The organism is Geobacter sp. (assembly GCA_009684525.1).
Classification (GTDB): Bacteria; Desulfobacterota; Desulfuromonadia; order Geobacterales; family DSM-12255; genus Geoanaerobacter.
This window is the reverse complement of sequence record WKKR01000004.1, coordinates 19,913-45,147: the sequence shown is the minus strand read 5'-3', so window position 1 is coordinate 45,147 and position 25,235 is coordinate 19,913. Positions and strand designations below refer to the sequence as shown.

Annotated in this window: 11 protein-coding genes; 1 reads left to right on the top strand and 10 read right to left on the bottom strand. The window is 61.8% G+C overall.

Translation table 11 applies throughout. The annotated features are described in order from the left end of the window. Window positions 1–2: 2 nt before the first annotated feature. The 4 genes from GJT30_13550 to GJT30_13535 all read right to left on the bottom strand — a co-directional run bounded on the left by GJT30_13550 (window position 3) and on the right by GJT30_13535 (window position 6,185). Window positions 3–335 carry a hypothetical protein gene (locus GJT30_13550; GenBank protein MSM40634.1) on the bottom strand — a complete coding sequence of 111 codons (333 nt, stop codon included), beginning with the start codon at window positions 333–335 and terminating at the stop codon, window positions 3–5. A 75-nt stretch (window positions 336–410) separates the two neighbouring features. Beyond that, entirely contained in the window at window positions 411–3,527 is a 3,117-nt protein-coding gene (locus GJT30_13545) for an MMPL family transporter (protein ID MSM40633.1), read from the bottom strand. After that, window positions 3,524–4,723, bottom strand: a complete 1,200-nt coding sequence (locus tag GJT30_13540; GenBank protein ID MSM40632.1) for an efflux RND transporter periplasmic adaptor subunit — start codon at window positions 4,721–4,723, stop codon at window positions 3,524–3,526. Before GJT30_13540 ends, GJT30_13545 begins: the two co-directional genes overlap by 4 nt. Window position 4,724: 1 nt before the next feature. Continuing rightward, complete coding sequence (locus GJT30_13535; GenBank protein ID MSM40631.1) at window positions 4,725–6,185, bottom strand: TolC family protein; 1,461 nt, start codon at window positions 6,183–6,185, stop codon at window positions 4,725–4,727. A gap of 477 nt (window positions 6,186–6,662) precedes the next feature. Between GJT30_13535 and GJT30_13530 the strand changes: the two genes are divergently transcribed. Beyond that, window positions 6,663–8,807 carry a PAS domain S-box protein gene (locus GJT30_13530; GenBank protein MSM40630.1) on the top strand — a complete coding sequence of 715 codons (2,145 nt, stop codon included), beginning with the start codon at window positions 6,663–6,665 and terminating at the stop codon, window positions 8,805–8,807. Window positions 8,808–8,831: 24 nt separating this feature from the next. Here the strand turns inward: GJT30_13530 and GJT30_13525 are convergent, their stop codons facing one another. The 6 genes from GJT30_13525 to GJT30_13500 all read right to left on the bottom strand — a co-directional run bounded on the left by GJT30_13525 (window position 8,832) and on the right by GJT30_13500 (window position 25,111). After that, a complete protein-coding gene (locus GJT30_13525) occupies window positions 8,832–10,382 on the bottom strand; it encodes a DHA2 family efflux MFS transporter permease subunit (protein ID MSM40629.1) in 1,551 nt (516 codons plus the stop codon). A 22-nt stretch (window positions 10,383–10,404) separates the two neighbouring features. Further along, a complete protein-coding gene (locus GJT30_13520; GenBank protein MSM40628.1) occupies window positions 10,405–11,547 on the bottom strand; it encodes an HlyD family efflux transporter periplasmic adaptor subunit in 1,143 nt (380 codons plus the stop codon). A 10-nt stretch (window positions 11,548–11,557) separates the two neighbouring features. Continuing rightward, on the bottom strand, window positions 11,558–12,835 hold the full coding sequence (locus tag GJT30_13515; GenBank protein ID MSM40627.1) for a TolC family protein: 1,278 nt from the start codon (window positions 12,833–12,835) through the stop codon (window positions 11,558–11,560). Beyond that, a complete protein-coding gene (locus tag GJT30_13510) occupies window positions 12,816–13,259 on the bottom strand; it encodes a MarR family transcriptional regulator (GenBank protein MSM40626.1) in 444 nt (147 codons plus the stop codon). Before GJT30_13510 ends, GJT30_13515 begins: the two co-directional genes overlap by 20 nt. Window positions 13,260–13,529: 270 nt before the next feature. Beyond that, window positions 13,530–20,525, bottom strand: a complete 6,996-nt coding sequence (locus tag GJT30_13505; protein MSM40625.1) for a hypothetical protein — start codon at window positions 20,523–20,525, stop codon at window positions 13,530–13,532. Then, window positions 20,519–25,111 carry a CxxxxCH/CxxCH domain-containing protein gene (locus GJT30_13500; GenBank protein ID MSM40624.1) on the bottom strand — a complete coding sequence of 1,531 codons (4,593 nt, stop codon included), beginning with the start codon at window positions 25,109–25,111 and terminating at the stop codon, window positions 20,519–20,521. Before GJT30_13500 ends, GJT30_13505 begins: the two co-directional genes overlap by 7 nt. Window positions 25,112–25,235 lie beyond the last annotated feature (124 nt).

Here is a 25,235-nt window from a genome sequence, read left to right as displayed (position 1 = left end):
GTTCAGTGTTCATCGTTTCCGCAGACGTCGATATCGTAGGTGCCGATCTCTTCCCGGTTGAGGTCCTTTTCGGTCACTGTCACGATGCAGCCGATACCGGCACTCGGATAATAGGTGTATTTCCCCCAATAGAGCAGCGGCATCAGTGGAAGTGTCCCGTTCCTTGACTGGAAGGCCACTTCACGGGCCGCTGCTTCGCGTTTGGCAAGGTCTGCGGCGTACCTGTCCGTTTGCATGAGATCGATATCCTGGTCAATGCCAGTTTCATTCTCAAAGGAGCAGGCAGAGAGCGGCAGCAGCAGGACAAGCAGCGATAGCAACCTGATTCTGGACATGGGGCACCTCGGGCAGGGTACGGGCCTTTTCGGACCAGTATACCATAGTGTCCGGGAGGAGGCCGGTATCGGGTGTCAGGTGCCAGTCTTCATCTGCCGGCGCCGCTTGCGGGCAATGGCCTCGCGGGCCATCTTCTGCACCCGGTCGAAGTAGTAGTAGACCACCGGCGTGATGTAGAGGGTGAGGAGCTGGGAGACCAGGAGCCCGCCGACGACGGCGAGCCCCAGGGGGCGGCGCGATTCAGCGCCGGCGCCGATGCCCAGCGCGATGGGAAGGGTTCCCATGAGTGCCGCCATGGTGGTCATCATGATGGGACGGAAACGGACGATGGCACCCTGGTAGATGGCGTCCATCGGGCTTTTCCCGTCGTTGCGCTCCGCCTCCAGGGCAAAATCGATCATCATGATGGCGTTTTTCTTGACGATGCCGATCAGCATGATGATCCCGACAAAGGAATAGAGGTTTAAGTCCTTGCCGAAGATGAGCAGGGTGACCAGCGCCCCGAAGCCGGCTGAAGGGAGGCCCGAGAGTATGGTCAGCGGGTGGATGTAGCTCTCGTAGAGGATGCCGAGGACGATGTAGATCACCACGATGGAGAGGACGAGGAGCAGGGCGAGCCCTTTGGTCGATGCCTGATAGACCTGGGCGGTTCCCTGGAAGCCGGTGGTGATGGAGGCGGGAAGGGTGCGTGCCTCCTTCTGGATCGCATTCACCGCATCGCCCAGGGGAACCCCCGGCTTGAGGTTGAAGGAGACGGTCACTGAGGTGATCTGCCCGAGATGGTTCACCGACAGCGGCCCGAGACCCGGTTTCAGGGTTCCCAGCGAGGCCAGCGGCACCAGTTGCCCGCTGTCGGACCGGACATAGAGCAGCCCGAGCGATGCCGGGTCCCGCTGATACTGCTGCTGTAACTCCAGGATGACCCGGTACTGGTTGGAGGGGGAATAGATGGTGGAGACCTGCCGGCTGCCATAGGCGTAGTAGAGGGCGTCCTCGATCTGCTGCGAGGTGATGCCCAGGCTTGCCGCGCGATTCCGGTCGATCTCCATGTTTACCTGGGGGTTCTTGATCTGGAGGTCGCTGGTCACATCCTGGATCATCGGTAAGGCCCGCACCTTCTGCTCGAATGCGGTGGCGTTCCGGTAGAGATCTTCGCTGTCGGGGCTCTGCAGGACGAACTGGTACTGTGCCTTAGCGAGAGTTGCTTCCAGGCGGATCGGTGGCGGGTTCTGCATGAACATCATGATGCCGGGAACCCCCATTACCTTGGGCCTGAGCCGCTGGATGATCTGATCGGCATTCAGTTTCCGTTCATGGCGGGGTTTCAGTTTGATGAACATGAAGCCGCTGTTGGAGCCGACCCGGGAGCCGCTGGCGCCAACGGCCGACATGAATGCCTCCACGTTCGGCTCCTTCTGGACGATCTTCACCAGTTCCATCTGGTTCCGTTTCATCTCCTCGAAGGAGACTCCCTGTGCCCCTTCGGTAAACGCGAAGATGCCGCCGATGTCGTCGGCGGGCAACAGCCCCATCGGCATCCTCGTGAAAAGCCAGATGGTCAGTCCGGTCATCAGCAGGGTGCCGACTATGGTGGTGCGACGGTACCTGAGTACCCTGGCCAGGGAGCGTTCATAGAGACGGAGCATGCCGTTGAAGAATCGCTCCATGACGTTGTAGAGTCGGCCATGGGACGCTTCGTTGGCCGGTTTGAGGAAACGGCTGCAGAGCATGGGGGTGAGGGTCAGTGAGACCAGTCCGGAGATCAGGATGGCCACGGTGATGGTGACGGCGAACTCGTGCAGCATCCGGCCGAGCATGCCGGCCATGAAAAGTACCGGGATGAAGACCGCCACCAGGGAGATGGTCATGGAGAGGATGGTGAAACCGATCTCGCGCGAGCCGCGAAAGGCGGCCTCCAGCGGCTTTTCCCCATGCTCCATGTGCCGGACGATGTTTTCCAGCATGACAATGGCGTCGTCCACCACGAAGCCGACCGAGAGGGTCAGGGCCATCAGTGTGATGTTGTTCACCGAGAAGCCGAGGGCGTACATGGCGGCAAAGGTGCCGATGATGGAAAGCGGCAGCGCCAGGCTCGGGATGACCGTGGCCGACAGGTTGCGCAGGAAGAGGAAGATCACCATGATTACCAGGCAGATGGTGAGCAGCAGGGTGAATTTCACGTCGGCGACCGACTCCCGGATCATGGTGGAGCGGTCGAACAGGACGTTGATATCCACTGATGCCGGGATCTGGTTCCTGAAACTGGGGATCTGGGCCTTGATCCGGTCCACGACCTCGATGGTGTTGGTGCCGGGCTGGCGCTGGATGGCAAGCACGATGGCCCGGGTCGAGGTGTCCTTTGTGTTGTACCAGGCCGCGATCTTGTCGTTTTCCACGCTGTCCAGGACGGTCCCCACGTCCTGCAGCCTGACCGGTGCCCCATCGCGGTAGGCAACGATCATCGGGCGGTAGGCTGCGGCGTTGTAAAGCTGTCCGGTCGCCTGGATGGTGAACGATTGGGTCTTGCCGTCGAGGATGCCGGTGGGGATGTTGACGTTCCAGCGCGCCAGAGCGTTTGCCACCTCGTCGATGCCGATCTTCCTGGTCGCCAGGGCCCGCGGATCGAGCTCGACCCTGACGGCGAATTTCTGCGAACCGTAGACCAGCACCTGCGCAACCCCGTTGATCATGGAGATGCGCGGCGAGATGACGGTGTCGGCGTATTCGTTCACCTCGGACAGGGGGAGCGTCGGCGAGCTGAGGGCGAGGTAGATGACCGGCTGGTCGGCCGGGTTGACCTTCTGGTAGGAAGGTGGATTCGGCATGTCCTGGGGGAGCTGGCGGGCCGCCTTGGAGATCGCCGCCTGGACGTCCTGGGCAGCGGCATCGATATTTTTCTCCAGGGTGAACTTGAGGGTGATGATGGAGATCCCCTGGCCGTTGGTGGAGGTCATGGAATCGAGGCCGGCAATGGTAGAGAACTGCCGTTCCAGAGGGGTGGCCACGGCGCTGGCCATGGTTTCCGGATTGGCTCCCGGCAGGTTGGAGGTGACCTGGATCGTCGGATAGTCGACGTTCGGCAGGTCGTTGACCGGCAGGAGACGGTAGGCGAAGAGGCCGAAGATCATGACCGCGATCATGACCAGACTGGTCATGATCGGCCGTTTAATGAACAGTTCGGACAGGTTCACCGGGTGGGGACCTGGTTCTGCCCGGCGGGGACAGTCGGGTTCTGCGTCGCGTTGCCTGCTGCCGGCCCCGGTTTTTCGGCTTCGACGACCTTTGCGCCGGGGGTGAGGCGAACCTGGCCGTCCGTTACAACCTTGTCGCCCGGCTTCACCCCGGTGGCAATCACGGTTTCGCTGCCTATGGTCGGGCCGACGGTGACGGGACGCATCTCCACGGTCTGGTCGGGTTTCACGATAAACAGGAACTGCCCCTGCTGGCCGGTCTGTACCGCCTGGGAGGGCACGACAACGGCATTCGGCAGGTTGGTCAGGGTGATCACGACCGTGACGAACTGACCGGGCCAGAGGCGGTGGCGCCCATTTGCAAAGGTCCCCTTGACCTTGATCGTCCCGGTTGCGGTATCCACGGCATTGTCGAGGAATGAAACGGTGCCCGATTCGCCGGCAGCATCGTCGCCGGTGACGAATGCCTCTACCTTGAGGCCTCCCCGGAGATGCCTGCGGAGTTCGACCATGTCCCGTTCGGGGATGGTGAAGGTGGCGTATATGGGGGAGACCTGGTTGATGGTCACCAGGATCGGCAGGTCATTGGCCTTGACCAGATTCCCCACGTCGACGGACAGATTGCCGGTGCGGCCGGCAATGGGAGAGCGGATGAAGCAGTAGCCGAGCTGGATCCTGGCATTGTCCACTGCGGCTCGGTCGGCAGCGATGGTCGCTTCGAGCGCCTCGGCAGTGGTCTGCAGCTGGTCGTACTGTTCCGGGGTGACGATGCCGTCCTTGAGCAGGGTGCCGTAACGTCTGACCTGTTCCTGGGCGTTGCGGAGCTGTGCCCGGTCCTTTGCCAGGGTTGCCTCCGCCTGTTTCAGGGATGCCTCGAAGGGGCGCTGGTCGATGGTGAAGAGGAGGTCCCCTTTTCCGACATCCTGCCCCTCGCGGAAGTGGACCTTTGCCACAACGCCGCTTACCTGTGCCTTGATGGAGACGGTGTTGTAGGCTTCCACGTTGCCGATGCCCCGTATCTGCACCGGCACGGTTTTCTGCAGGGCAACGGTTGCCCTGATCGGAACCGGCGGCCGCGGCGCCGGTTTTTCCTTCTTGGCCCCGCAGGCGACAAGCGTTGCAACGGCTATGGCAGTACCCCCCCAGCGGCAGATCTGCCGGGGAACGCCGCCGAACTCCCAGCGGAACTCGGGCATGTCAGTTATTCTCCCTGCTCTTCCGGTAGACGTCCTCTGCCTCGGTGCCGGTCAGCCTGACCCCCTGCTTGTCCAGGAGCTGGCCGGTGACCTGCCAGAGCTGGGTGATGGCGTTGGCATAGTTGACCCGGGCATTGATCTGGTCGTTCTTGGCCGCCACCAGGTTGTTCAACTCGTCCAGGACATCCTTGGTGGTGGCAAGTCCCACTTGTTGCTTCTTCTGGAAGGCCTGCAGGACTTCTTCCGCGTAGGAACGCTGGCGGCTCGTCACGTCGAGCTGCTTGTAGCTGGTCTCAATGCCTCGCAGCGCGCTGCGCACATCCTTGGCAATCGATTCCTCAAGGCTCTGGAGCTGGGTCCGGCTCTGCTCGGCAGCGATCTTTTTCCTGATGTAATCGTTTTCCGCCGTCGAATTCCCCAGGGGATAGTCGAGCTGCAGCCCGACGAACCAGACCGGGTAGTCGGTGGAGCCGACCCGCTCCATGTTGCGGCCGTAGTTTTCGCCGAGCCCGGTCACTGCCACGCTGGTATTGAGCGACAGATCGGGCAGGGTCTGGTGCCGGGCGACCTTTGCCTGCATCTCCGCCGATCTCAGGTTTACCTGCGCCTGTCGCAGGTCGTTTCTGTTGATGAGGGCGCTCGTGATCTCATCTGTTTCCGAGGCCTGGAATTTCTCAGTGGGGGGCGCTTCTACGGGGACAATTTCGGTGTTCCCCTTGAGCTGCATTAAAAGCCGCAGGGCATCCTCCTGGTCCTTGACGGCCCGTTCGGCGTCGATCAGCTCCTTTTCCCGCAGGGCAACCCCGTACTCGGCGTTCAGGATCTCCATGGCGGGGAGCACCCCGGCCTTGACCCGCCCCTTGGTATCTTCCAGGATCTTGCGTGCCAGTTCCAGGGAGGTCTTTTTGGCATCCAGGGACTCACGGGCGCTGAAGAGGGCGTAATAGGCGGTGCGGGCCTGGGCAACGGTATTGGTCAGGACCGTCTTGAACTGCTCGAAGGTCCCTTCCTTGCTGTAGGTGGCGATGGAGATATTGAGCTCGGTCGCCTCCCGGCCAAAGTTTTTCAGCAGCGGCTGGGAGAGGGTAAAGGTCAGGTCGGACTGCCAATAGCTCCGGTAGTTGGCAAACGAAGAGTTGGTGTCGGTATAGGTGTTGTTGAAGTCGGCCGTAACCGTACCGCCCGTGGGGAAGAGCCGGTAGGCGCCGGGGGAGAGCTTGAACACCTTGAGCTTGTTCGCTGCGGCAGGGCTGGTCGGGACGCTGGTGGAATCCTGGTAGCTGGTGTCGAGGGTCAGGTGGGTATCGTAGATGCCCCTGTTTTTCTGCAGGTCTGCCTCGGCTGCGGCCGGATTGTAGAGCTCGGCCTTGACGTCCAGGTTTTTTTCGACGACCTGCCGGATGGCTTCATTGAGTGTAATGGAGAGCTGTGGTTCTCCCTGGGCTGCAGCAGGCGCAGCCATGATCAACGGCAGCAATAAAACCGCATGGAAATTTTTCACCAGTCGTTCCTCCTTGCAAGTCCATTAAGTATCAGGTCAATGCACGTTTCGGCGTCGAACAGCCCCTCATCATCGATCAGAAAAAATCGATTGTTTAATGTTTTCCCACTACTGTCAAGCAGTTATTTGCGGTGAAAGACTGGAGAAAAATATGCTGCCCGGTTTCTTTGGCTGATGCAAAGCGCGTGAAACGCAGCGAACTATAGTAGGTTCTCCGTATCGGTCGATTCTAGCGCAGGATCAGGTAGTTGGATGGGCAGGGTGTACGGGAGCCGGGTGGGAAAAACTGCCAATGGTTACAGGTGCTTGAAAGAATGGGACTAATCAGAAAAGACTATATGAACTTGTGCTAATGTGTTATCGTGGTTTCACCGTTTTGTCGTGGCAAGGAAAGAGTAGTGGATTACCCGGCTGGATCTTCCATTCCCAGGAGGCACCATGCGCCACAAATGCTCGATAAATGCCGACCTCGGCTTGAGATCGGGCGACCATGTCTGTTGCCTCTATGAAAACGAGCAACAACGTGCTGAGGTCATCATCCCGTTCATCAGCCAGGGGATTGCGGCCGGCGAAAGGGTCCTCTTCCTCGGAGAACCGGGGAGCATGGCTGCTCTGCGCGAGGAGCTCGATCCTCTGCTGGCAGGGATGGGCACGGCAACAAATGACCCCCTCGTTGTCATCTCCCGCGACCGGATGGGGATATCCCGCAAGCACTTCGAGCCCGAGATGGTGCTCGACCTGCTCGATCGCGAGATCCGCAGGGCGGCTTCCGCAGGGTACAACAGCCTGCGAGTGGCTTCGGAGATGTCCTGGATCCTGGAAGTGGTCTCCAGCGTCACACCGCTCATCGAATATGAAGCCCGGCTCGACGAATTCCTGCAGGTGAACCAGGTTTCGACCATCTGCCAGTATGACCGGCGACGCTTTGACGCCGACCTGCTCATGGGGGCGCTCCATTGTCACCCCCTGGTGATGCTCGATAACGAAGCGATGCGCAATGTCTACTATGTGCCGTCGGAAGAGCTTCTGAGCCCGAAACGGACCGAACTGATGATCGAGCGGAGTCTTGACTCCCTGCGGACCATCCGTCGGGCCGAACTGATCCAGAAGGACAATGAAGCCCGCTACCGGGAACTGGTTGCCGTGTCTCCCAATGCGGTCATGCTGGTCAAGGATGGCGTCATCGCAAGCCTGAACAGGCCTGCGACAAAACTGTTCGGTGCCGAAAGCGACGAGGAGCTGACCGGGCGGTCACTTGCCGACCTGGTCGAGGCGGACAGCTTTGGAGATACGCAGCAATGCTTTCGCCTGGTGGAAGAAGGGCAGGTTATCCCGCCACGGGAGATGGTTGTCCGCAGGCTCGACGGCGGCAGCGTCATCACCGAGTCAGCGGCAATGCCCCTGGAACTGGGGGGAGTTCACTATGCCCTGGTCGTCAGCACGAATGTAACGCTGGAAAGGCGGATGGCCGAGGAACTCCGGAACAGCGAGTCACGGTTCCGGGCCGTGGTCGAGCTCGCACCAAGCATGGTGATGATCCACCAGGATGGCTGCTTTACCTACCTGAATCCCGCGGCTGTGGAGAAATTCGGGGCCGGCTCGCTGGACGAGCTGATCGGTGCGCCGTTTCGGGCTCGGCTCCCTGCTGAGTATCGCGACGGGGCACTGGGGGAGGGGGAAGGGTCTGCTGCGGACGAACGTGTTACGGCAGTGGTCGAGCAGCGTTTGCTCCGTCTCGACGGTCTCCCCTTCGATGTGGAACTGGCAGCGATTCCCCTCAAGTTCGGCGGCCAGCGGTTGAACCTGGTAGTGGCCCACGACATTACGGAACGGAAAAGGGCCGAGAAGGAGATCCGCCGGCTCAACGAGGAACTGGAGCGACTGGTTGCGGTGAGGACCGTGGAATATGAGCGGACCGACCGGGAACTGGTCGATTTCTGCTATGCCATCTCCCATGAGCTCCGCGCGCCGGTGGCGCGGTTGCAGGGGTTCAGCGAGGCGCTGCGGGAAGAGTGCGCCGACTGTAAAGAAGAGCTGTCCAAATTCTTCATGGAACGGATCGAGGTTGCCAGCCTGCAACTGCAGAAGGTCATCGAATCGATCCTGACCCTTTCGCGTCTCTCTCGCGTCGAACTCAAGAACGAGGAGGTGAACCTGTCGGGGGTGGCCCGTCAGGTTGCGGCTACCCTTCTCGATGTTCACCCGGAGAGGCAGGTGGAGTTCGTCATCGCCCCGGATGTGTTCGCTACGGGCGATCCCCTGCTTCTGTCGATTTGCCTGGAAAATCTCCTGGTGAATGCCCACAAGTATACGTTACGAGCCGGTAACGCCAGGATAGAGTTCGGCATCGGCTGGCAACGGGGCGGGGTCGCCCATTACGTCCGCGATAATGGGGTTGGCTTCGACATGGCCTATGCGGATCAGCTCTTTGTCCCCTTCCAGAGGCTGCATCGTCAGGAGGAATATGCCGGGACCGGCATCGGCCTGGCCATTGTCCAGCGGATCGTCGAACGGCACGGCGGCAGTGTCTGGGCCGAAGCGATCGAAGGGGAGGGGGCAACCTTCTGGTTTACCCTGCGCTAGATAGGGATGGTTTCCCGCCGGCGGCTACGGGCCTGTCTGGTGGGCCGGCCGCTTGAGCAGTAACAACAGAGGGATGATCACCAGGAAGGCGATGCCGATGATCCAGAAGATATGGTTATACGCCATGGCGCCTGCCTGGCGGAGCAGTATCCCGTAGATCATTTTCTGCGACGCGGCGTCGGCGGTTGTTGCCTCCATGCCGCGGTTGACCAGGGCCTGTTTCAGCTCCGCCGACCGCATCTGATAGACCGGGTTGTACGGGTTCACGTTTCCGGCCAGTGAATTCTGGTAAAACTGCCCGAACCGCCCGAGCATGGTTGCGGCCATGGCGATCCCCACACTCCCCCCGATGTTGCGTAACAGGTTGAACATCCCGGTGGCGTTTCCCATTTCCGTCTTCGGTATGGACGAGAGGGTCACGGTGGTCAGCGGCACGAAGATCATGGCCAGGCCGACCCCCAGCACCACCCTGGGCCAGACGTAGCTCCAGTAGCTCCCCTCCAGATTCAGCCCCTGCATGATGAACATGGAAAGCGCCCCCACGGAGAGCCCCACCAGAACGATCTTCCGTCCGTCCCGTTTCTGCAGCATGGCGCCCACGAACGGCATGCAGATAAGCGTTGCCACCCCGCCGGGGGCCATGACCATCCCCGCATCGGTTGCCGAATACCCCATCAGCGTCTGCAGGAAGAGCGGGATCAGCATGATGGAGCTGTAGAGGCAGAAACCGACCACGAACATGATGAAATTGCCGGCAGAAAAGGATATCTCCTTGAACAGCCGGAGGTTGACGATCGGATGCTCATGAGAGAGCTCGACAAAGATCAGGGCGATGAGCGAGATGGCGGCGACGATGCTGAAGGCGATGATGAACGACGAGTTGAGCCAGTCCTCTTGCTGCCCCTTGTCCAGCACGACCTGGAGGGCACCGAGTCCGACCGTCAGCAGGCCGAGGCCCCACCAGTCGATGGTCATCCCCTGCTTCCCCTCCTTGAGATAGGCTGGATCGAAGATGAACAGGGTGGTCATGATGACCGCAAAGACGCCGATGGGGATATTGATATAGAAGATCCAGCGCCAGTTAAGGGTGTCGGTGATCCACCCCCCGAGCGCCGGTCCGACGATGGGGCCGAACATGGCGCCGATGCCGAAGATCGCCATGGCCATCCCCCGCTGGTGGGGTGGGAAGGTCTCCATCAGGATCGCCTGGCTGATAGGGATGAGTGCGCCGCCGGCCGCCCCCTGCAGGATGCGGAAGAATATCAGCATGGCCAGGTTGGGAGCTGCCCCGCACAAAAGCGAAGCCAGGGTGAACAGGGTGATGCAGGTGATGAGGAAGCGCTTGCGGCCGAACATCCGCGCCAGCCAGCCGGTCATGGGGAGGACGATGGCATTGCTCACCAGGTAGGAGGTGAGGACCCAGGTCACCTCGTCGGTGCCGGCGTTGAGGCTCCCCTGCATGTGGGGAAGCGCCACGTTCGCCACCGACGTGTCCACGATCTCCATGATGGTGGGGAGCATCACCGTGATGGTGATCAGCCATTTATTGATCTGTTTCTGGTCGATGTCGGTCATGGTCGAAAAGAACCGTTTCCGTCTAGAACGGCAGCAGATCCCGCAGGATGTCGGCTACCTTCCGCTCCACCAGTACGGTGGGGACGACACTCATCCCTACTCGCAACACCTGCTCCGGATCGCTGGAAGGGTTGATGGCGATCTTCACGGGGATCCGCTGCACGACCTTCACGTAGTTGCCCGAGGCGTTCTCCGGCGGGAGGAGCGAGAAGGCTGCCCCGGTCCCGGCCATGATACTGTCGACTGTGCCGGTGAAGCGCTTGCCCGGATAGGTGTCCACCCTGAATTCCACCTGCTGGCCGGGTCGGATGTAGGTCAGCTGGCTCTCCTTGTAGTTGGCGACGACCCAGGCGTCGCGCAGGGGGACCAGGGCCATGAGCGGCTGGCCAGGCTGGACGATGTTCCCCTGCTCCACGGTCTTCCGCGTTATGTGGCCGTCGGTCGGGGCGTAGATGCGCGTATAGGAGAGCTTGAGCCTGGCATCGGCCAGGTCGGCCTCTTTCTGGCGCACCTTGGCCCGGCTCCTGCCGTCGCTCGGCCCGGCAATGGCCAGGGCCTTGCGGAGTTTGTCCTCGGCCTCGGCAAGCCTGGCAGCGGCAACGCGACCGGCAGTCTCCAGCCGGTCCAACTGCTCGCGGGGGATTACCTCCCGAGCAAACAGGTTTTTCCCCCGCTCCAGATCGAGCCTGGCCTGATCCAGCTGAGCCCTGGCCTGCTGCACGGCTGCACGGGAAACCCCAACCTCTGAATTGTCGCCGTCGCTCTCGTTTCTGGCAACGGCAACGTCGGCATTGGCCTTATCCACCTGGATACGGTAATCGGCCTGGTCGATCTCGACCAGCAGATCTCCTTTCCTTACCTGCTGGTTGTCGTTGACCAGCACCCTGGTCACGGTTCCCGGAATCCGTGCGGCAATGGGGTGGATGTGCGCTTCCACAAAGGCGTTGTCGGTCTCGATATGGGTCTGGTGCCTGATCCACCAGTGAATGCCGAGGCTGACGAAGACGATGCCGAGCAGCAACAGGATCACTGCCGCCTTGGCCATCCTGCCGGAGGCAGGGGGCTTGGGTGGCGCGGCCTGCTGCGATGCCACCGGCTCGCCGGTTCCGGGGCTTGGCTCGGGTGTTACATCGGGTGCAGCATCTGGATGGTGCGGGTCACTCATCGGTTCTCCTCTACAGTTCGCCCATGGCCCGCCGGACGCGGGCCGAGGCGACCTGGAAATCGTACAGAGCCTGGAAATATTCGGTCTTTGCCTGGGTCAGGAGTGTCTGGGCATCGAGGACGTCGGTGGCGGTCCCCACCCGGGCCTGGTAACGGTCACGGTTGATCCGGAGGTTTTCCTCGCTCTGCTGGATGGCGGTTTCGGTGACGGCGATCCGTTGGCGGGCCACCCTGGCGTCGTTTCCGGCGCTGGTCAGCTCCAGGCGGGCTTGGGCTTCGGTCTGTCGCAGGGTCTCCTCGGCCCTGGCGCGCGATTCCACTGCCCGCTGCCTGGCGGCAGTGGTGGCAAAGCCGTCGAACAGGTTCACCTTCAGGCCGACGGTTGCCGACATGATGGTCTGCTCGCTCACCTTGTCGTTCTGCACGTAGTCAAGGGCGAGCTTGCTGAAGATTTCCGGGTAGAAAGCGCTCTTGCTTTCGTTCAGTTCGAACTCGCTGGCTGCCAGGTTTTTGCGCAGGCTGCGGAGCTCGGGGCGGTTTTCCACCGACTGCTGCGGGTCGACCGGCGTCCCCTCCGGCAGGGCCAGGTCGGCCTGCTCGTCCAGTTCGGCGCGGAAGCCGGCATCGTTTCCCACGAGGTAGTTGAGCTGCAGCCAGAGGTTTTCCCGCCCGTTCCGAGTGGCGAGGAGCTTCTGCCGGGCAGAGGCCAGCCGGACATCCGCCTGCAGGACATCGTTGCGGGTGACCATCCCCTGCTGGAAGAGTGAGTCGGCTATCTTCTTGTGCTCGCCGACCTGGACGACCTCCTCCTCGGCGGCCTTGACCAGCCGCTGGGCCTCCAAGATGCCAAAGTAGCTGCCGATGATCTGGAGCGCCACGTCCTGCTCGCGGGCGTTGACGGTGTAGTCCACGGCTTCGGCACTGGCGCGGGCCAGTTGGTGCCGTGCATCGCGACGCCCGAAATCGTAGAGTGTGTAGGTGACAGCGGCATTGACGAAACCGTAGTCGGCTTCCTGGGTTTCGGCGGTGCGGCCGTTGATAACCACCGCCTGGGGGGCCTGTTGCATGGTGTATCCCCCCTGCAGATCCAGTCGGGGATAGAAGGGCGATGCCGACTGGCGCACTGTTGCGGCTGCAATCCCCTTATCCCGGCGCGTTGCCTTGAGCAGCGGGTTGTTTGTGGCGCCGCGCTCCAGGCATTCCCCGAGTGTGAGCGTGGGGGCGGCGGCAACAACGGCGGGAACAACAAGGGCCAGCAGACAGATGATGCTAGGTATCCAGCGTCGCATAGATCCTCCTCTCCCCCCGCAGAACTTCCAGGTGTCTGACCAGGTCGGACTGGTCCCGATCCGAAAGACCTGCGGTGAAGCGTGCCAGTGTGCGATCGGCCGCGGCGCAGAGCGGCTCTTCCAGCTCCCTGCCGCGCGGAGTCAGGGAGATCAGGTAGGAGCGCCGGTCATGGGGGTTGGGTCGCCGTTCGACCAGTTCCTGTTTTTCCAGGCGATCGATGAGGCCGCAGATGGTGGTCCGGTCTATCTGGCTTCGCTCCGACAGCTCAACCTGCGACAGCTCGTCCTGTTGCCAGAGAAAGGCGAGCAGGCTGAACTGGCGCGGAGTGAGGCCGAAATGGTCCAGTTCCTCCTTAAACAGCGCACCGGCACGCTGATAGGCCTTTGCCAGGAGAAAGCCGATGCTTTTCTCGATCTCGTACATGGATGCTCCTCTGCGGGGGAGTGGGGGCGTTGCATGGAGGGGGGTGAAAAGTCGCATAGTGAAAATCTATATACTGAAAATCAGTGTACAGATCAAGTCCGAAAAAAAGACGCCGTGACCAGGGGGGGCCACGGCGCAGTGGGCATGACAGACGAGCTGCTCATCAGCAGGGGTGTACGGTTTGGGATGCCACAACCTTCGGTGCGGCATATCTCTTTTTCATTGCTGGCACTCCTTTCTGTGGGATAGGAATCTGCTGCCTTTTCCGGATCAGGGGCAGTTGCCGTCAGCAGGCACGTACTGCAGGGTCACGGCAGAGGCCGGCGGGTCGCTGTAGGCCGATCTGCCGGAGGTTGCCGCGAAATTGTCGAACAGCATCTTCAGGGAGACCGCTTCGTTGCGCTGGGCGTACTGCGTCAGATGCACGGCACTGGCAGTCTCGGTGGATGTGCCGCTGGCCATGGCCATGGTCTGCCATCTGCCGCCGGTCCAGGTCGAGGCGGTCATGGTGGTGCCGTTCCTGGTGATCCTGAGCTTGCCGCTGGTGTCGCCGGTGGCGACGGTGCCGTTGAACGGGACATTGTTCACTACGATGGAGGCATTGTAGCTGGTGGCGGTACGCTCCACCCAGGCATAGTTTTCACCGGTTCCTGCCGGCAGGCTGACATGAAGCCTGCCCAGGGAGTGGTATTGGGCCGTGACCGGCAGCGCATTCGGGATGGTGAAGTCGATCTGGAGTTCGAAGTCGCCATGCAGGGTAGCGGGGGCAAGGTAGTTGACCCTGGCGTAGTTGTAGGTGGCTGCCGTCCCTCCGCCGGCACTGGCGGTGGAAAGGAGCACGCCACCATTTGCGGCTGCAATGGCGATAGTCCCGTTAACCGGATCGACGATGCTGACCGGCGGGGAGGAATCGCTCACCGCCACCTGGCCGCTGCCCGTCAGGGTCACGCCCTGCTGACTCCAGGTTGCGGCCGGAATACCCGGGTCGAACAGTTCGATGTCCCCGGTGAACGCGAGCATGCGGTAGTAATAGCGCGTCTGGGGATCGATCCCCCACGGGTCGGTATAGTTTGTCGTTGTGGCCGGGGTGACGACGAGCCGTTGCCAGGTCCCGCCCATCTGTCGTTCGACGAGGAAGCCGGTCGGCGGTTCGCAGCTGCCGCTGCACGACGGGGGGAGATAGCTCCAGGAAAGGTCGATCCTGCGTGAATCGTGCGGTGTTGCCGTGAGCTGGGGCGCGGCCAGGTCAGAGGTTTTGACGCAGACTTCTGTGCTGGTGACTGAATCGCCGCCAGTCGGGTTCCAGGCCTTCATCCGGTAGCAGTAGGTGCTTCCGGCGAAAAGCCCCTGGGAGCTGTAGCTGGTCGCGGTCGGGGAGAGGCTCGGGCAGTTGACGCGCGGCGCGGCATATCCGCAGTAACTTTCGGCGTAGGCGTTTGCAACGTTGGCTATCTCGCCCCATGAATCTTCGGCGAGCCGTTGCTCCAGTTTGTAGTTGGTTGCCCCCTTGACCAGCGTCCAGGAAACGGAGGCGGTATCGGCCGAGATGGTGGTTGCGGATAGGACCGGGGCAGCCGGTGTGGTTATCGTGGTCTGCTCGGTGCTCTGGGGTGAATAGCCCCCGGCGTTTTGCGCCTCGATTTTGTATCCGTAGTAGGTCCCGGCAGTCAGCCCGCTGTTGGTATAGCTGGTGGTGCCCACGGTCGGGGTCACAGATGTCAGTGCGGAGTATGTCCCGGTTTCACCGACCTTGCGCCATATCCGGTAGCCGGTGGCAGCCGGATCGGTCGTCCAGGTGAGGGTCACGGACGAAGTGGTGATGTTGGCGAGCGGGTTCAGGACCGGCGTCGCGAGGGTGGTGGTCTGGGCCATTGCGGCACTCGGAGCGGAGACCAGGGTGCCGTTTGCCGCCGAGAGCCGGTAGCAGTAGTAGTTGCCGGGAGTCAGGGAGGCATGGGCATAGTACGTGGCGTTCTGGGCGACGGTGATGTAGGGATTCCACTCCCCGATCGTGCAGTCGGCGCCGCTGCGCGGTTTCCACTCCAGACGGTATTCCATCTCACCGAAGACGTTGCTCCAGTTGATCGTCAACTGGGTCGGGCCGTTGACGGTAATGGAGTTAATGGTCGGGGTCGGGGGCTGGAGGGTGACCGGCATCGCGATGCTCCAGGCCGAATAGTAGACCGGCGAGGTCCCGTACAGGTCGCGCACCTTGTAGCGGTAGGTATAGCCGGCGGTCCGGCCGGTGTCGACGTAGGTGGTGACGTCGGTGCCGACCGGGATGGTGGTGCAGCCGGTCCAGTAGCTGTCGCTGTTCAGGTAGGCCGTCCCATACTGGGGATAGCCCTGGTTTACGAGCTGGCAGCGCTGCAGCTCGTAGCCAGTGTTGCCGGCGACGTTGTTCCAGGAGACGGTGACCTGGGTGGGGGAGTCGGGTACGGGCGCGTTGAGCGTCGGGGCCGGCAGCGGCGTCGGGAGGCACTGCTCGTCGCTGCTGACCGGTGGGGGAAGCATCAGGTCCGCGTTCCCCGCCGTGTTGGTGGGGGAGACCCGGTAGCAGTACTCGGTCTGCTGGCTCAGGCCGGTGTCGGTGTGGGTCGTGATGTTGATCCCCTTGGTGGTGAGCAGAGCCCAGGTCCCGGCCGCTCCCAGCTTCCGGTCGATGGTGAAGCCGGTTTCGCCGTTGCCGTTTGTCCATGTAAGAGCGAGCGAGGTCTCAGAGGCGGGGGTTACGGTCAGTGTCGGCGCGGCGAGCCAGGTCCACGCCCCCTTCAGGTTGCTGGGGATGGTCGTGTTGCTGGTCGACCCGTTGGAGAGGGGAACGTTGGCGATGATCCGGTAGCGGTAGGCATTGGCTGTAGAGAGCCCGGTCCGCTGGTAGCTGGTCGTGTCAGCGGCCAGGACGCTCCCCACCTGGGTCCAGGCATACCAGTAGGTATCGTTGGTCAGGTTGCTGCAATACGACGGGGTTGTGGGGTAGCGGCAGGACGACTCCTGGACAATGTAGCCGGTCTCGTCGGAGAGGTCGGTCCAGGTGAGGTCGATGGTCGTGGCAGCTGTGGCGTTCGATGCCACGGTCAGGGTGGCGGCGTTGGCGGAGAGGGTGACGACCCGCAGTTCAGCGCTCGGTGCGCTGTCGCCGCTCGCGTTGTAGGCGAACAGGCGGTAGTAGTATTCGGTGTTGTGGACTGCGGTAGTGTCGCTGTGAGCGAGTACGTCGGCCGACTTGGTCGCAACCGTCTCCCAGCTGCCCGCACTTCCCGCCTTCCGTTCGATCCGGTAGCCGCTTTCGCCGACAACGTTGCTCCAGGAAAGGTCGACGCGGGTCGGCGCGTAGGGTACCGGGGCGTTCAGCGTCGTGGCCGCGGGGAGGGTCCAGACCACCAGCTCGCTGCTCGGGAGGGAGTACCCGGCGCCGTTTTGGGCGCTGACCCGGTAGGTGTACTGGGTCCCGGCGGTAAGCAGGGTGTCGGTGTAGGTGTAGGTGCTCGCGCCCAGGATACCGCTGGGGGCGGTCTCCCAGGAACCGGCACCGATCTTCCGCTCGACCTTGTAGCCGGTGTTGCCCGGAATATCGGGCCAGGAGATGGTGATTGCAGAGGTGGTCACGCCGCTTGCCGGGTTCAGAACAGGGGCGGTCAGGGTTGTCGTGGCGCAGGTAATGACCTTGCGGGAGGCGAGGCTTCCTTCATACGCCTCGATCCGGTAGCAGTACTGGGTATTGGGGGAAAGGCCGCTGACGGCATAGCCGGTGGTGGCCGGATTGCTGTCCGTCAGGAGTTCCCAGACGCTGTCCGTGGTGGCCGGTCCGGGGGTCTTTTCTATCCGGAACCGGGTGCCGGGGGAGTTGTCCCGCCAGGAGAGGTTGATCAGGCGGTAGTCGGCCTGCGCCATGGCAGTAAAGGGTGTCGGCACCAGCTTGTAGGTGTTCTTCTGCTTGATGACGATGTAGTCGGCATTCAGGGCGGCATTGGTGGTGTAGCCGGCGATGAACGCCTCCCCCTGGTGGTTGACGGCAATGGAACTCGCCTGATCGAAGCCGTGGCCGCCGTCAAAGGTGGTACCCCCCAGAAGCGTACCTTCGTAGTCGTAGATGACCGAGACGATGTTCTTGTCCAGGTCGTCGCCGGTATCTGCTGCGACATAGATGTAGCCGGAGCCGTCCATGGCGACTGCCTCGGCAGTATCGGCCACGCCCGGTCTGAGCAGGGTCCGCTCCCAACGGATTTCACCGTCCCTGCTGTAGCGGATCAGCTGGACGTCGCTGTCGTTTCCCGATGGATTGGTCAGTTGCGTCCCCACCACCACGATATTGGCGTCGAGCGGGTTTTTCCCGATAATCGGGTCTGCCTTGACAGCTATCGCCCCGTCGTCGCCATGGGCCGGCCCGTCGTAGCTCCGTTCCCAGAGGCGGCTGCCGCTGTTGCCGTTGTACTTGATGGTGTAGAAGTCTTTGTTGCCAACGGTGTTCGTGGCAAAGCCCGAGACGTAGATGTCGCCGTCGCTGTCCGTTGCAACCCCCATTGACCGTGCATCGCCGGTTCCGTAGGGGTTGTAGGTCTCCTGCCAGAGGAGTGCCCCGGTGGCGGCCGAGAACTTGGCCGTGTAGAAGTCGAAATTGTCCAGGTCGGTGACTTCACCGCGCGAGCCCTGGCGGTAGCCGGTGATCACCACGTTTCCCTGGGGGTCGAGCGCAATGCCCGACGGGTAGTCGTGGCGGCCGCCGTCGATCGGCGTGATAGTCCAGGCCTGGGTGCCGTCGGCCAGATATTTGATCAGGTAGATGTCATTGTCGTAGCGGGCGTTCTGGCCATATCCCACGATATAGACGTTGCTGCCGTCGGAGGCAGACGTGATGGCCGTTGCCCGGTCGTCGATGCCTGCCGGGCCGTTGTACTGGCGTTCCCAGACTGCCGGCGGTCCCGCTGCCGGGTATTTCAGGGTGAACACGGAGTGGACGTTCCCTTCCGCCGGGGCATAGTAGAGCGAGGAGAAGCCCGAAACGACCACGTTGTTACCGTTGTCCACCGACAGGCAGATGGCGGTGTCCATCTCGTTCTGCATGCTGTCGTAACGGTCTTCCCAGATCTTGGCGCCGGTCTCCCGGTTCAACTTGAGGGTATAGAAGTCGAACATGCCGATCAGGCCGCTGTCGCTACGCCCCGTTACCACGGGGTTGTCATCCTGCCCCACCCCGATGGCGGTGGTATAGTCCTCCATGTTTTCGCCGCCGTTGTACGGGATCTGCCAGAGCGGGGTCAGGTAGGTCACCAGGAATGTCAGGGAGTGGGCCTCGTTGCCGGGATAGCTCTCTTCGGTCTGACGGTAGCTCTTGACCCGGTAGTAGTAATATTCGTTGGCCGCAAGGCCGGCGTCGTCGTAGGAGGTGATATTTGCGGTTACGCGGCCCACCTCGCTCCAGGTGCCGAGTTCACCCAGCTTTCGCTCGATGATGAAGCCGGTTTCGTCGGCCGAGTTGTCCTCCCAGGTGAGATGAATCCGATAGGTCCCGTCACCGGCCTTCTCGACCGTTTCGGAGACGAGGCTCGTCGGCGGGTTCAGGTCGCCCCGATCGTAGTTGATCAGTTGCAGGTCGTAGTCGTCCTTGTCGAAGAGGTAGTAGCCGTCCCCCGGAGCCACGGCAGTGCCGAAATCCGGGGAGAAGGTGAGCGTGTCCGCGCTGTTCGCGGTGATCTTGCGGGAGATGCCGGCATTTGCCCCGCTCGTCATCATGATGTAGATGCCGGTCCACTGGTTGGCCGCCCAGGCCTTGACGGTATTGACGATGGTGTTGACGGTCCCGCCGGTGGCCGTGGCGGTTTCATTGGCGATTGCCGCGGTCATGTCGCTCCAGCCCGAGACGTACAGGCCGTTGTTCGGCGCCAGGGCAATGCCGACAGTCCTGTCGGCGCGGTTTGCCGTGCTGTTGTAGCCCTGTTGCCAGAGCAGGTGGCCGTTTTCCTTCTTGTACTTCAGGGTCCGGAAGTCGTAGTTGCCGTTGGTGACGGTGTAGCCGGTGACATAGACATCGCCGTTGGTCGCGTCGTCGACCGCGATGCCCGTGGCTGTGGCGATGTCGGAATTGTCGGCGCTGGAGTTGTAGATCTGATGCCAGACCGTGCTGCCCGTTGTGCCGGCCAGCCGTGCCGTATAGAAATCGTTGCTGCCGGCAAGGGTCCAGGTGTAGCCGGTCAGGTAGACGTCGCCGTCTCCTCCCACCACGAGCCCCATCGGTTCATCGTCGTACGCCCCGTTATGCGTCTGTTCCCAGATGACGCTGCCGTTCGCCTTGGCATACTTGGCAACATAGATGTCGAAATCCAGGGGGTTGGCCGCCGTTGCCGCCAGCACCACGTTGCCAGCCGCGTCGAACCGGACGTAACGCCCGGTTTCCGGATAGCTGCCGGTGGAGGCATAGCGCACGTGCCAGCGCTCGCTCCCTGATGGTTCGAACATGATGGTGAGGATATCGAAGTCGGTGCCGTTCCAGGATGTCCCGGTCACTGCCAGACCGTCTTCATTCGCGGCAAGTGCTGAGACCCTGTCGTTACCGCCTGCCGAGCCCCCCCTGGTTATGACGGAACCGGGCGGGTTGTTGCCAGTAGCGGTGTTGTCGTAGACGAGTACCAGGTAATCTTCGTTTCCGGCGGAGTTCTGGGTATACCCCCCGAGATAGAGGGTGCCGGACGAGGCGTCCAGGGCGAGGGTGATCCCCACGTCATTGCCGTTGGCCGCGCCGCTGTAGGTGTGTTCCCAGATGACCGTCCCATCTGTCCCGCTGTACTTTGCCGTGTAGATATCGTTGTTGAAACCGTTCCAGGTATACCCGGTCACGATGATGTCGTCGTTATCGTCGACGAGCAGCGCCGTGGCCTGGTCTGATCCGTTGTTGCGGTTATAGAAGGCCCGCCAGACCACTTCGCCGTTCGAGTCGAATTTCACGGTCCAGTAATCGTCGTCGGTGCTGTTCGACAGGTTGCGGAAGCCGGTGACGATGAGGTTGCCGGCGCTGTCGGCTGCCGATGCGACTGCCTGCTGACGGTGTGCCTGGAGGTCGCCGGACTGCCAGAGTATGTCTCCCCCCTTGGCATGGCTGGGAGTGGGGCAGAGCGCTGACAGAACCAGCAGCAGAACTGCGACAACACGGTACGTTAAGCCGTTGGCAATGCGCATCGACCTCTCCCTTGCATGGCATCTGTTGAGGTGACCGGCAGGAGTCATCACTGTTGCTTCGAGATGGTGCATACCCTTGGTCCCCCTTACCATGGCGTCACGTTGTTCCAGAGGTTGTTGCTCGGCCAGGTGCCGGTATTGAGCGGCGCGCTGGCATGGCAGCTGGTGGCCGCCTCGGAGGTGGCGGAGTTGCCGAGAATGTTTGCGACCGGGTAGCCGCGATGTTGACTGGCGCGGCTATGTGCCCGGCTGTCAACGGTGTCGGCCATGACCGCCTGCCCCCCCGATGACCGGAAGCCGCGATGGTTGAAGTTGAGGCAGTTGGTCTGCATCAGCCGGGGCAGGCCCGAGTTGTGCGGCTGGTGGCACTTGGAACAGGAGAACGAGTGCTCGCTGTTGGCACCCCATCCCGAGACCGATTCGTGAATCCGGTCCAGGCTCTTGAAGGCGGTGTTCTTGTTGATGCCGTCGGTCAGTTTTTCCTTTTTGTGGCAGCGGATGCAGAGGCCGGCAAACTGGGCGTCGGTCTCGTTGAGACGCTTGTTGGAGAAGGTGTTCCTCTCTAGCCGGTAGTTGGTCACCGGCGGGGTGGAGGGGCTGTAGCCGCCTGCCTTGCCCCAGGAGATGGCCGTGCTGTTGGCCCCTGTCGGGTTCGGTGGCGGTGTGTCGTCCCTGAACGGTGAGGAGAGCCAGGTCCCCTTGAGCAGTGGCACGGCATACTCCTGGTTGGCTCCGATGCCCGGACTGACGCCGTGGGGATCATGGCATGGCGTGCAGAGGCCGTTGATCCGGTCGCTGGCCGCCGTGGTGTAGTTGAGCATGGCCGATGCCTTCAGGTGGCCACCGACAATGGTTTTCTTCGCGTCGCGATAGGGGTAGCGTGCCGTCATTGCCTTTACCCCCTGGCCGAACCGCAGCGTATCCGTGTAGGCCATGATCGGCGCGCTGGCGCCGAACGTGCTCTGGTAACCCCAGGGGGTGGTCCCGGCATTCTGCGTAAGGTGGCAGTCGAAGCACTGGCCCGCCCCTGCGCTGTAGGGGTTCACGGTGCCGGTGTCCTGGTTCGACGAGGCCTTGTAGCTCATGCTGTAGCCACCTTTGCCGGCCTGGGTCTCCTTCAGGTTGGCGCCGTTGCGGGTGCCATTGAAGGTGACGTAACTTGAGCTGATTCCGGTAACCTTGGAGCCGTGGGAGCTGTGGCAGTCGAAACAGGTGACGTTGTTGGCTCCTCCCCGGGTATTCGGGATGACGCCGTCAAAGCCGCTGAAGTTCTTGAAGCCACCCTGGTTAGCGACTGCATTGCCATGCGCCGAGAACGCCTTGATGACCTTGTCCTTCTTGTTTGCCGTCGAATAGCTGGTGGAGTTGTATTTGCCCCAGGTGGTCGTCTCAGGCCTGTTGTAGCGCGCTTCGATGCTCCGGCTGTCCCAGGCGTATTCCCGCGGTGTCTTGCAGTCGCTGAACGGCGTCGAGTCATTGTTCTGATCGCTGTGACAGGAGATGCAGTGGTTGTTCAGTTTTGCCGCCTCTGCCCTGGCCACACCCGTGTCCTGCATCATGTTGGATGCAGTGAAGGTGACGGCGGTCGTCATGCTGTAATAGACCGGCCGCTGGTTCGCTCCCCAGATCGTCAGGTCGACCTTGGCAAACTTGATGGTGGAGTAGTTCTTGAAGTTGAATCCTTCGTGGTAGCGCACATCGATGAGCCCTTCTGGCGTCGATTCCCAGTGGCAGGCGTAGCAGTGCTTGTTGGATATCTCCACTCCCTGCACATGATGTGAATTGGCCCTGAACTGCCCCATGACGTCCATGCGCATGCCGATCGCCCCGCCGTGGCACTTGGTGCAGTCCTTCGGCAGGCCGAATCCCGAGTGGCGCGGTACCGGCTTGTTGTTGTGGCAGGAATTGCAGGCCTGCTTGTCGGCATGGCTGTCGGTGAAGCGGTGCTCGTGGCAGGTGGTGCAGATCCTGCCGGTATTGTGGTTGTCGCCGCTGCGATAGGTGAAATGCTTGCTCTCAAAGGAATGGCAGACATTACAGATACCGTCGTACGGGGTTTCGATACGGGCATAGTCGAGACCGGTCTGCTTCCTGGTGAAGGAAACGTCGGCACGGCTGAGCGGTTTGCCGAATTTGCCGTCGGTGGAGGTGGCCACCTTCTTCTGCACCATGTAGATATTGCTGTCGCCGTGGGGGTCGTGGCAGTCCCAGCAGAACTTGCCCCCTTTCCAGACGCCGTTTGCCTGGTAGGCGCGGTAGTGCTTGTAGCCGAAGTGGACGGACGAGGCTATGGCCTTTTGCGGCTTGATGTAGCCGGTGCCGGGGTCAAAGCCGAGGGAGTACTTCATCGGGTTTTCCGGGGGGGCGGTGTGGCACTCGGTGCATTTGCCGCCGCTGTCGTCGTCGTGGCATTTGAGACAGACCCCCATCATTAGGTACTGGCTCCGGACATCCTCGTTCTGCGCCTTGCTCCAGAACGGCGAGCCGCTGTTGTGAGTGGTTGCGTCGCTGTCGTGGCAGGATGCCGCGCGGCAGCCGGAGGTGATCAGCCGGTCGTTGTGCGCCGTCATCACCTGCGGCGCAGAGAGCTGCAGCGCAAGGGATTCCGCGGAGTAGTGGCAACCAAGGCATTCGCTGTCGATACCCTCCATGTGGCAGTAGCCGCATTCCTTGAAAAACCGTTGGCTGAACTGCTGGTGGATGCGCAGACGGTAAGGGTTGCCGGCGTCCTTATGCAGGATGGTGTTGTCATGGCAGTACCAACAGGGGTTGCCGGGGAAGTTGGCCGGGGGATTCCCGCTGGCGGGGTAGGGGCCGTCCGCGGTCTGGCGGCCATGGCCGGTTGCCCGCCACTCGTTCAGGTTGATCTTCCCCTTGTTGCCATTAAAGGCCTCGAAGTCGTCGATGTCGACTCCGGAGGTGCCGTGGCAGCTCAGGCAGATGACGGTACGCGTCACCGATTCACCCCAGACCGGGTCGCTGCCGCTGTGGCATTCGGTGTTTCTGCAGACCTTGGCCGAAATGTCGTACGAGCCGCCGTTCTTGAAGACCACGTCCTTGGTCTTGTTGACGTGATAGGCGCCGTTTAAGTGCGAAACCTCGGTCATGCTCCCCGGCGGAAGGCCATCCGTGTGGCAGTCGGTGCAGAGCCCGTTGATGGTGGTCGATGCATGGCAGTGATCGCAGGTGAACTCCGTGTCGGTATGGCGGCTGTGCGAGTTGGCGCGGTCCGTTCCCGCTCCGGCATTGGCGAACATCGGTATGGCTGCCTTCCACTCCTCGCCGGCGGGCCAGGTGTAGGAGGAGACATTCCCGAACCGCTCGGGCAGGGTCCAGTATCCGCCGCCATCTCTGGGCCGGCCGTCGTGGCATCCCGCGCTGCTGCAGCTCCCCTGCGGGTGGCCGTGGCAGGTGTTGCAGTTTGTCTTCCGCTCGGTCCAGGCAAAGGGGCGGATCTGCTCCGGGTCGTTCGTACCGTCGCTATGGCAATAGACGTTGTCGCACACCTTGGTGGCCAGGTCGTAGGAGGGAGGATTCTTGCCGACGATGGCCCATTTCTGGTCCATCACCACGTCCTTCTGCCGGTTCACGTGCTTGCCGTACAGGATGGCGCCGTCGCTCACGCCGCCGTTGGCATCCCTGACCGGAGCCACTGTCTCGTTGTGGCAGTAGGTGCAGGGGTATTTCCTTATCCACTGCGGGCCGACCAGTCTGCCGTGACCGTTGGAGGTCATGTTGAGGAAGGGGGTGCAGAGCCCCTTGTCCGTATCCCAGACCCCTCCGGCAGTGGTGCAGTTTGCCTGGGTATTGTCCGCTCCCTGCCCGTTGTGGCAGGAGATGCAGGTGGTTGTTGTGCTGGACGACCAGGTCGGCGTCTCTGCCGCATTCCTTCCCTGGCCGTCGCTGTGGCAGTAGATATTGATGCAGGAGCCGTTCCGGGGAGGGTTATGGCTCGGGAGGTAGGCGGGGTAGCTCACGTCGCCGCTGTACTGCCACGGCCCGGTGGGGAGGCTGGAGAAGCGGAGCTGGATGCCGCGTTTGCCTGCGTCGAGCGCATGCTGGTGAGGATCGAGGTCTTGCCGGTGGTCGACATGGCAGTGCGAGCAGCTGTCGAAACCGGTGCCGAAGTAGTCGCCGTGCTTTTTGCCGTGCGATCCGTCTGTCGGCGGCGCCTGGTGGCAGGCAGAACAGTCTGCGGACGTGTCGTTGGCAAGGGGGGTGCTCCCCCAGGGAAGTGTGAACGGCCGTTCGAAGTGGCAGTTGACGTTGCTGCAGGAACTCGGCTGCGGCATCGATGTCTGCGGGAAGGAGGTGGATGAGGAATAGGGGCCATAGACCGTTCGCAGCAGGGATTGATTGAGGTCGGCCCTGAGCGTGATGAGGCCATTACGGTGATTGATGTCGTAGGTCGAGCTGCCCGGATGGCAGGGTTCGCAGGAAGCTGCCGTGGCCTGGGCGGGGATATGGGTGCGATGGTTGCCGATGAAGCCGCCCGTGTAGGGGTTGCGCTGGTAACCGTCGTCTAGTGGCCTGATGTCGGCAGGGGTTCTTGTGCCGTGGCAATCCTGGCAGAGGAGAGTGGCGTGGGCGGAAGCGGCAAGGAGAACCGGCAATGCCACGATCGTGGCGAGGGTGAGAAGCCGGAGCAATACGTGCACGTTCTTATGCCAGCAATTCATGGGCACTCCTTGCGAAACGTGTTTATGGGCATGTGGCGGATTTGGACAGATGATGTACCTTCATGCAAAAGCTTGATCGGCATTTGACATTAATTAATTAAGTGATGCAAATTACATACCATAT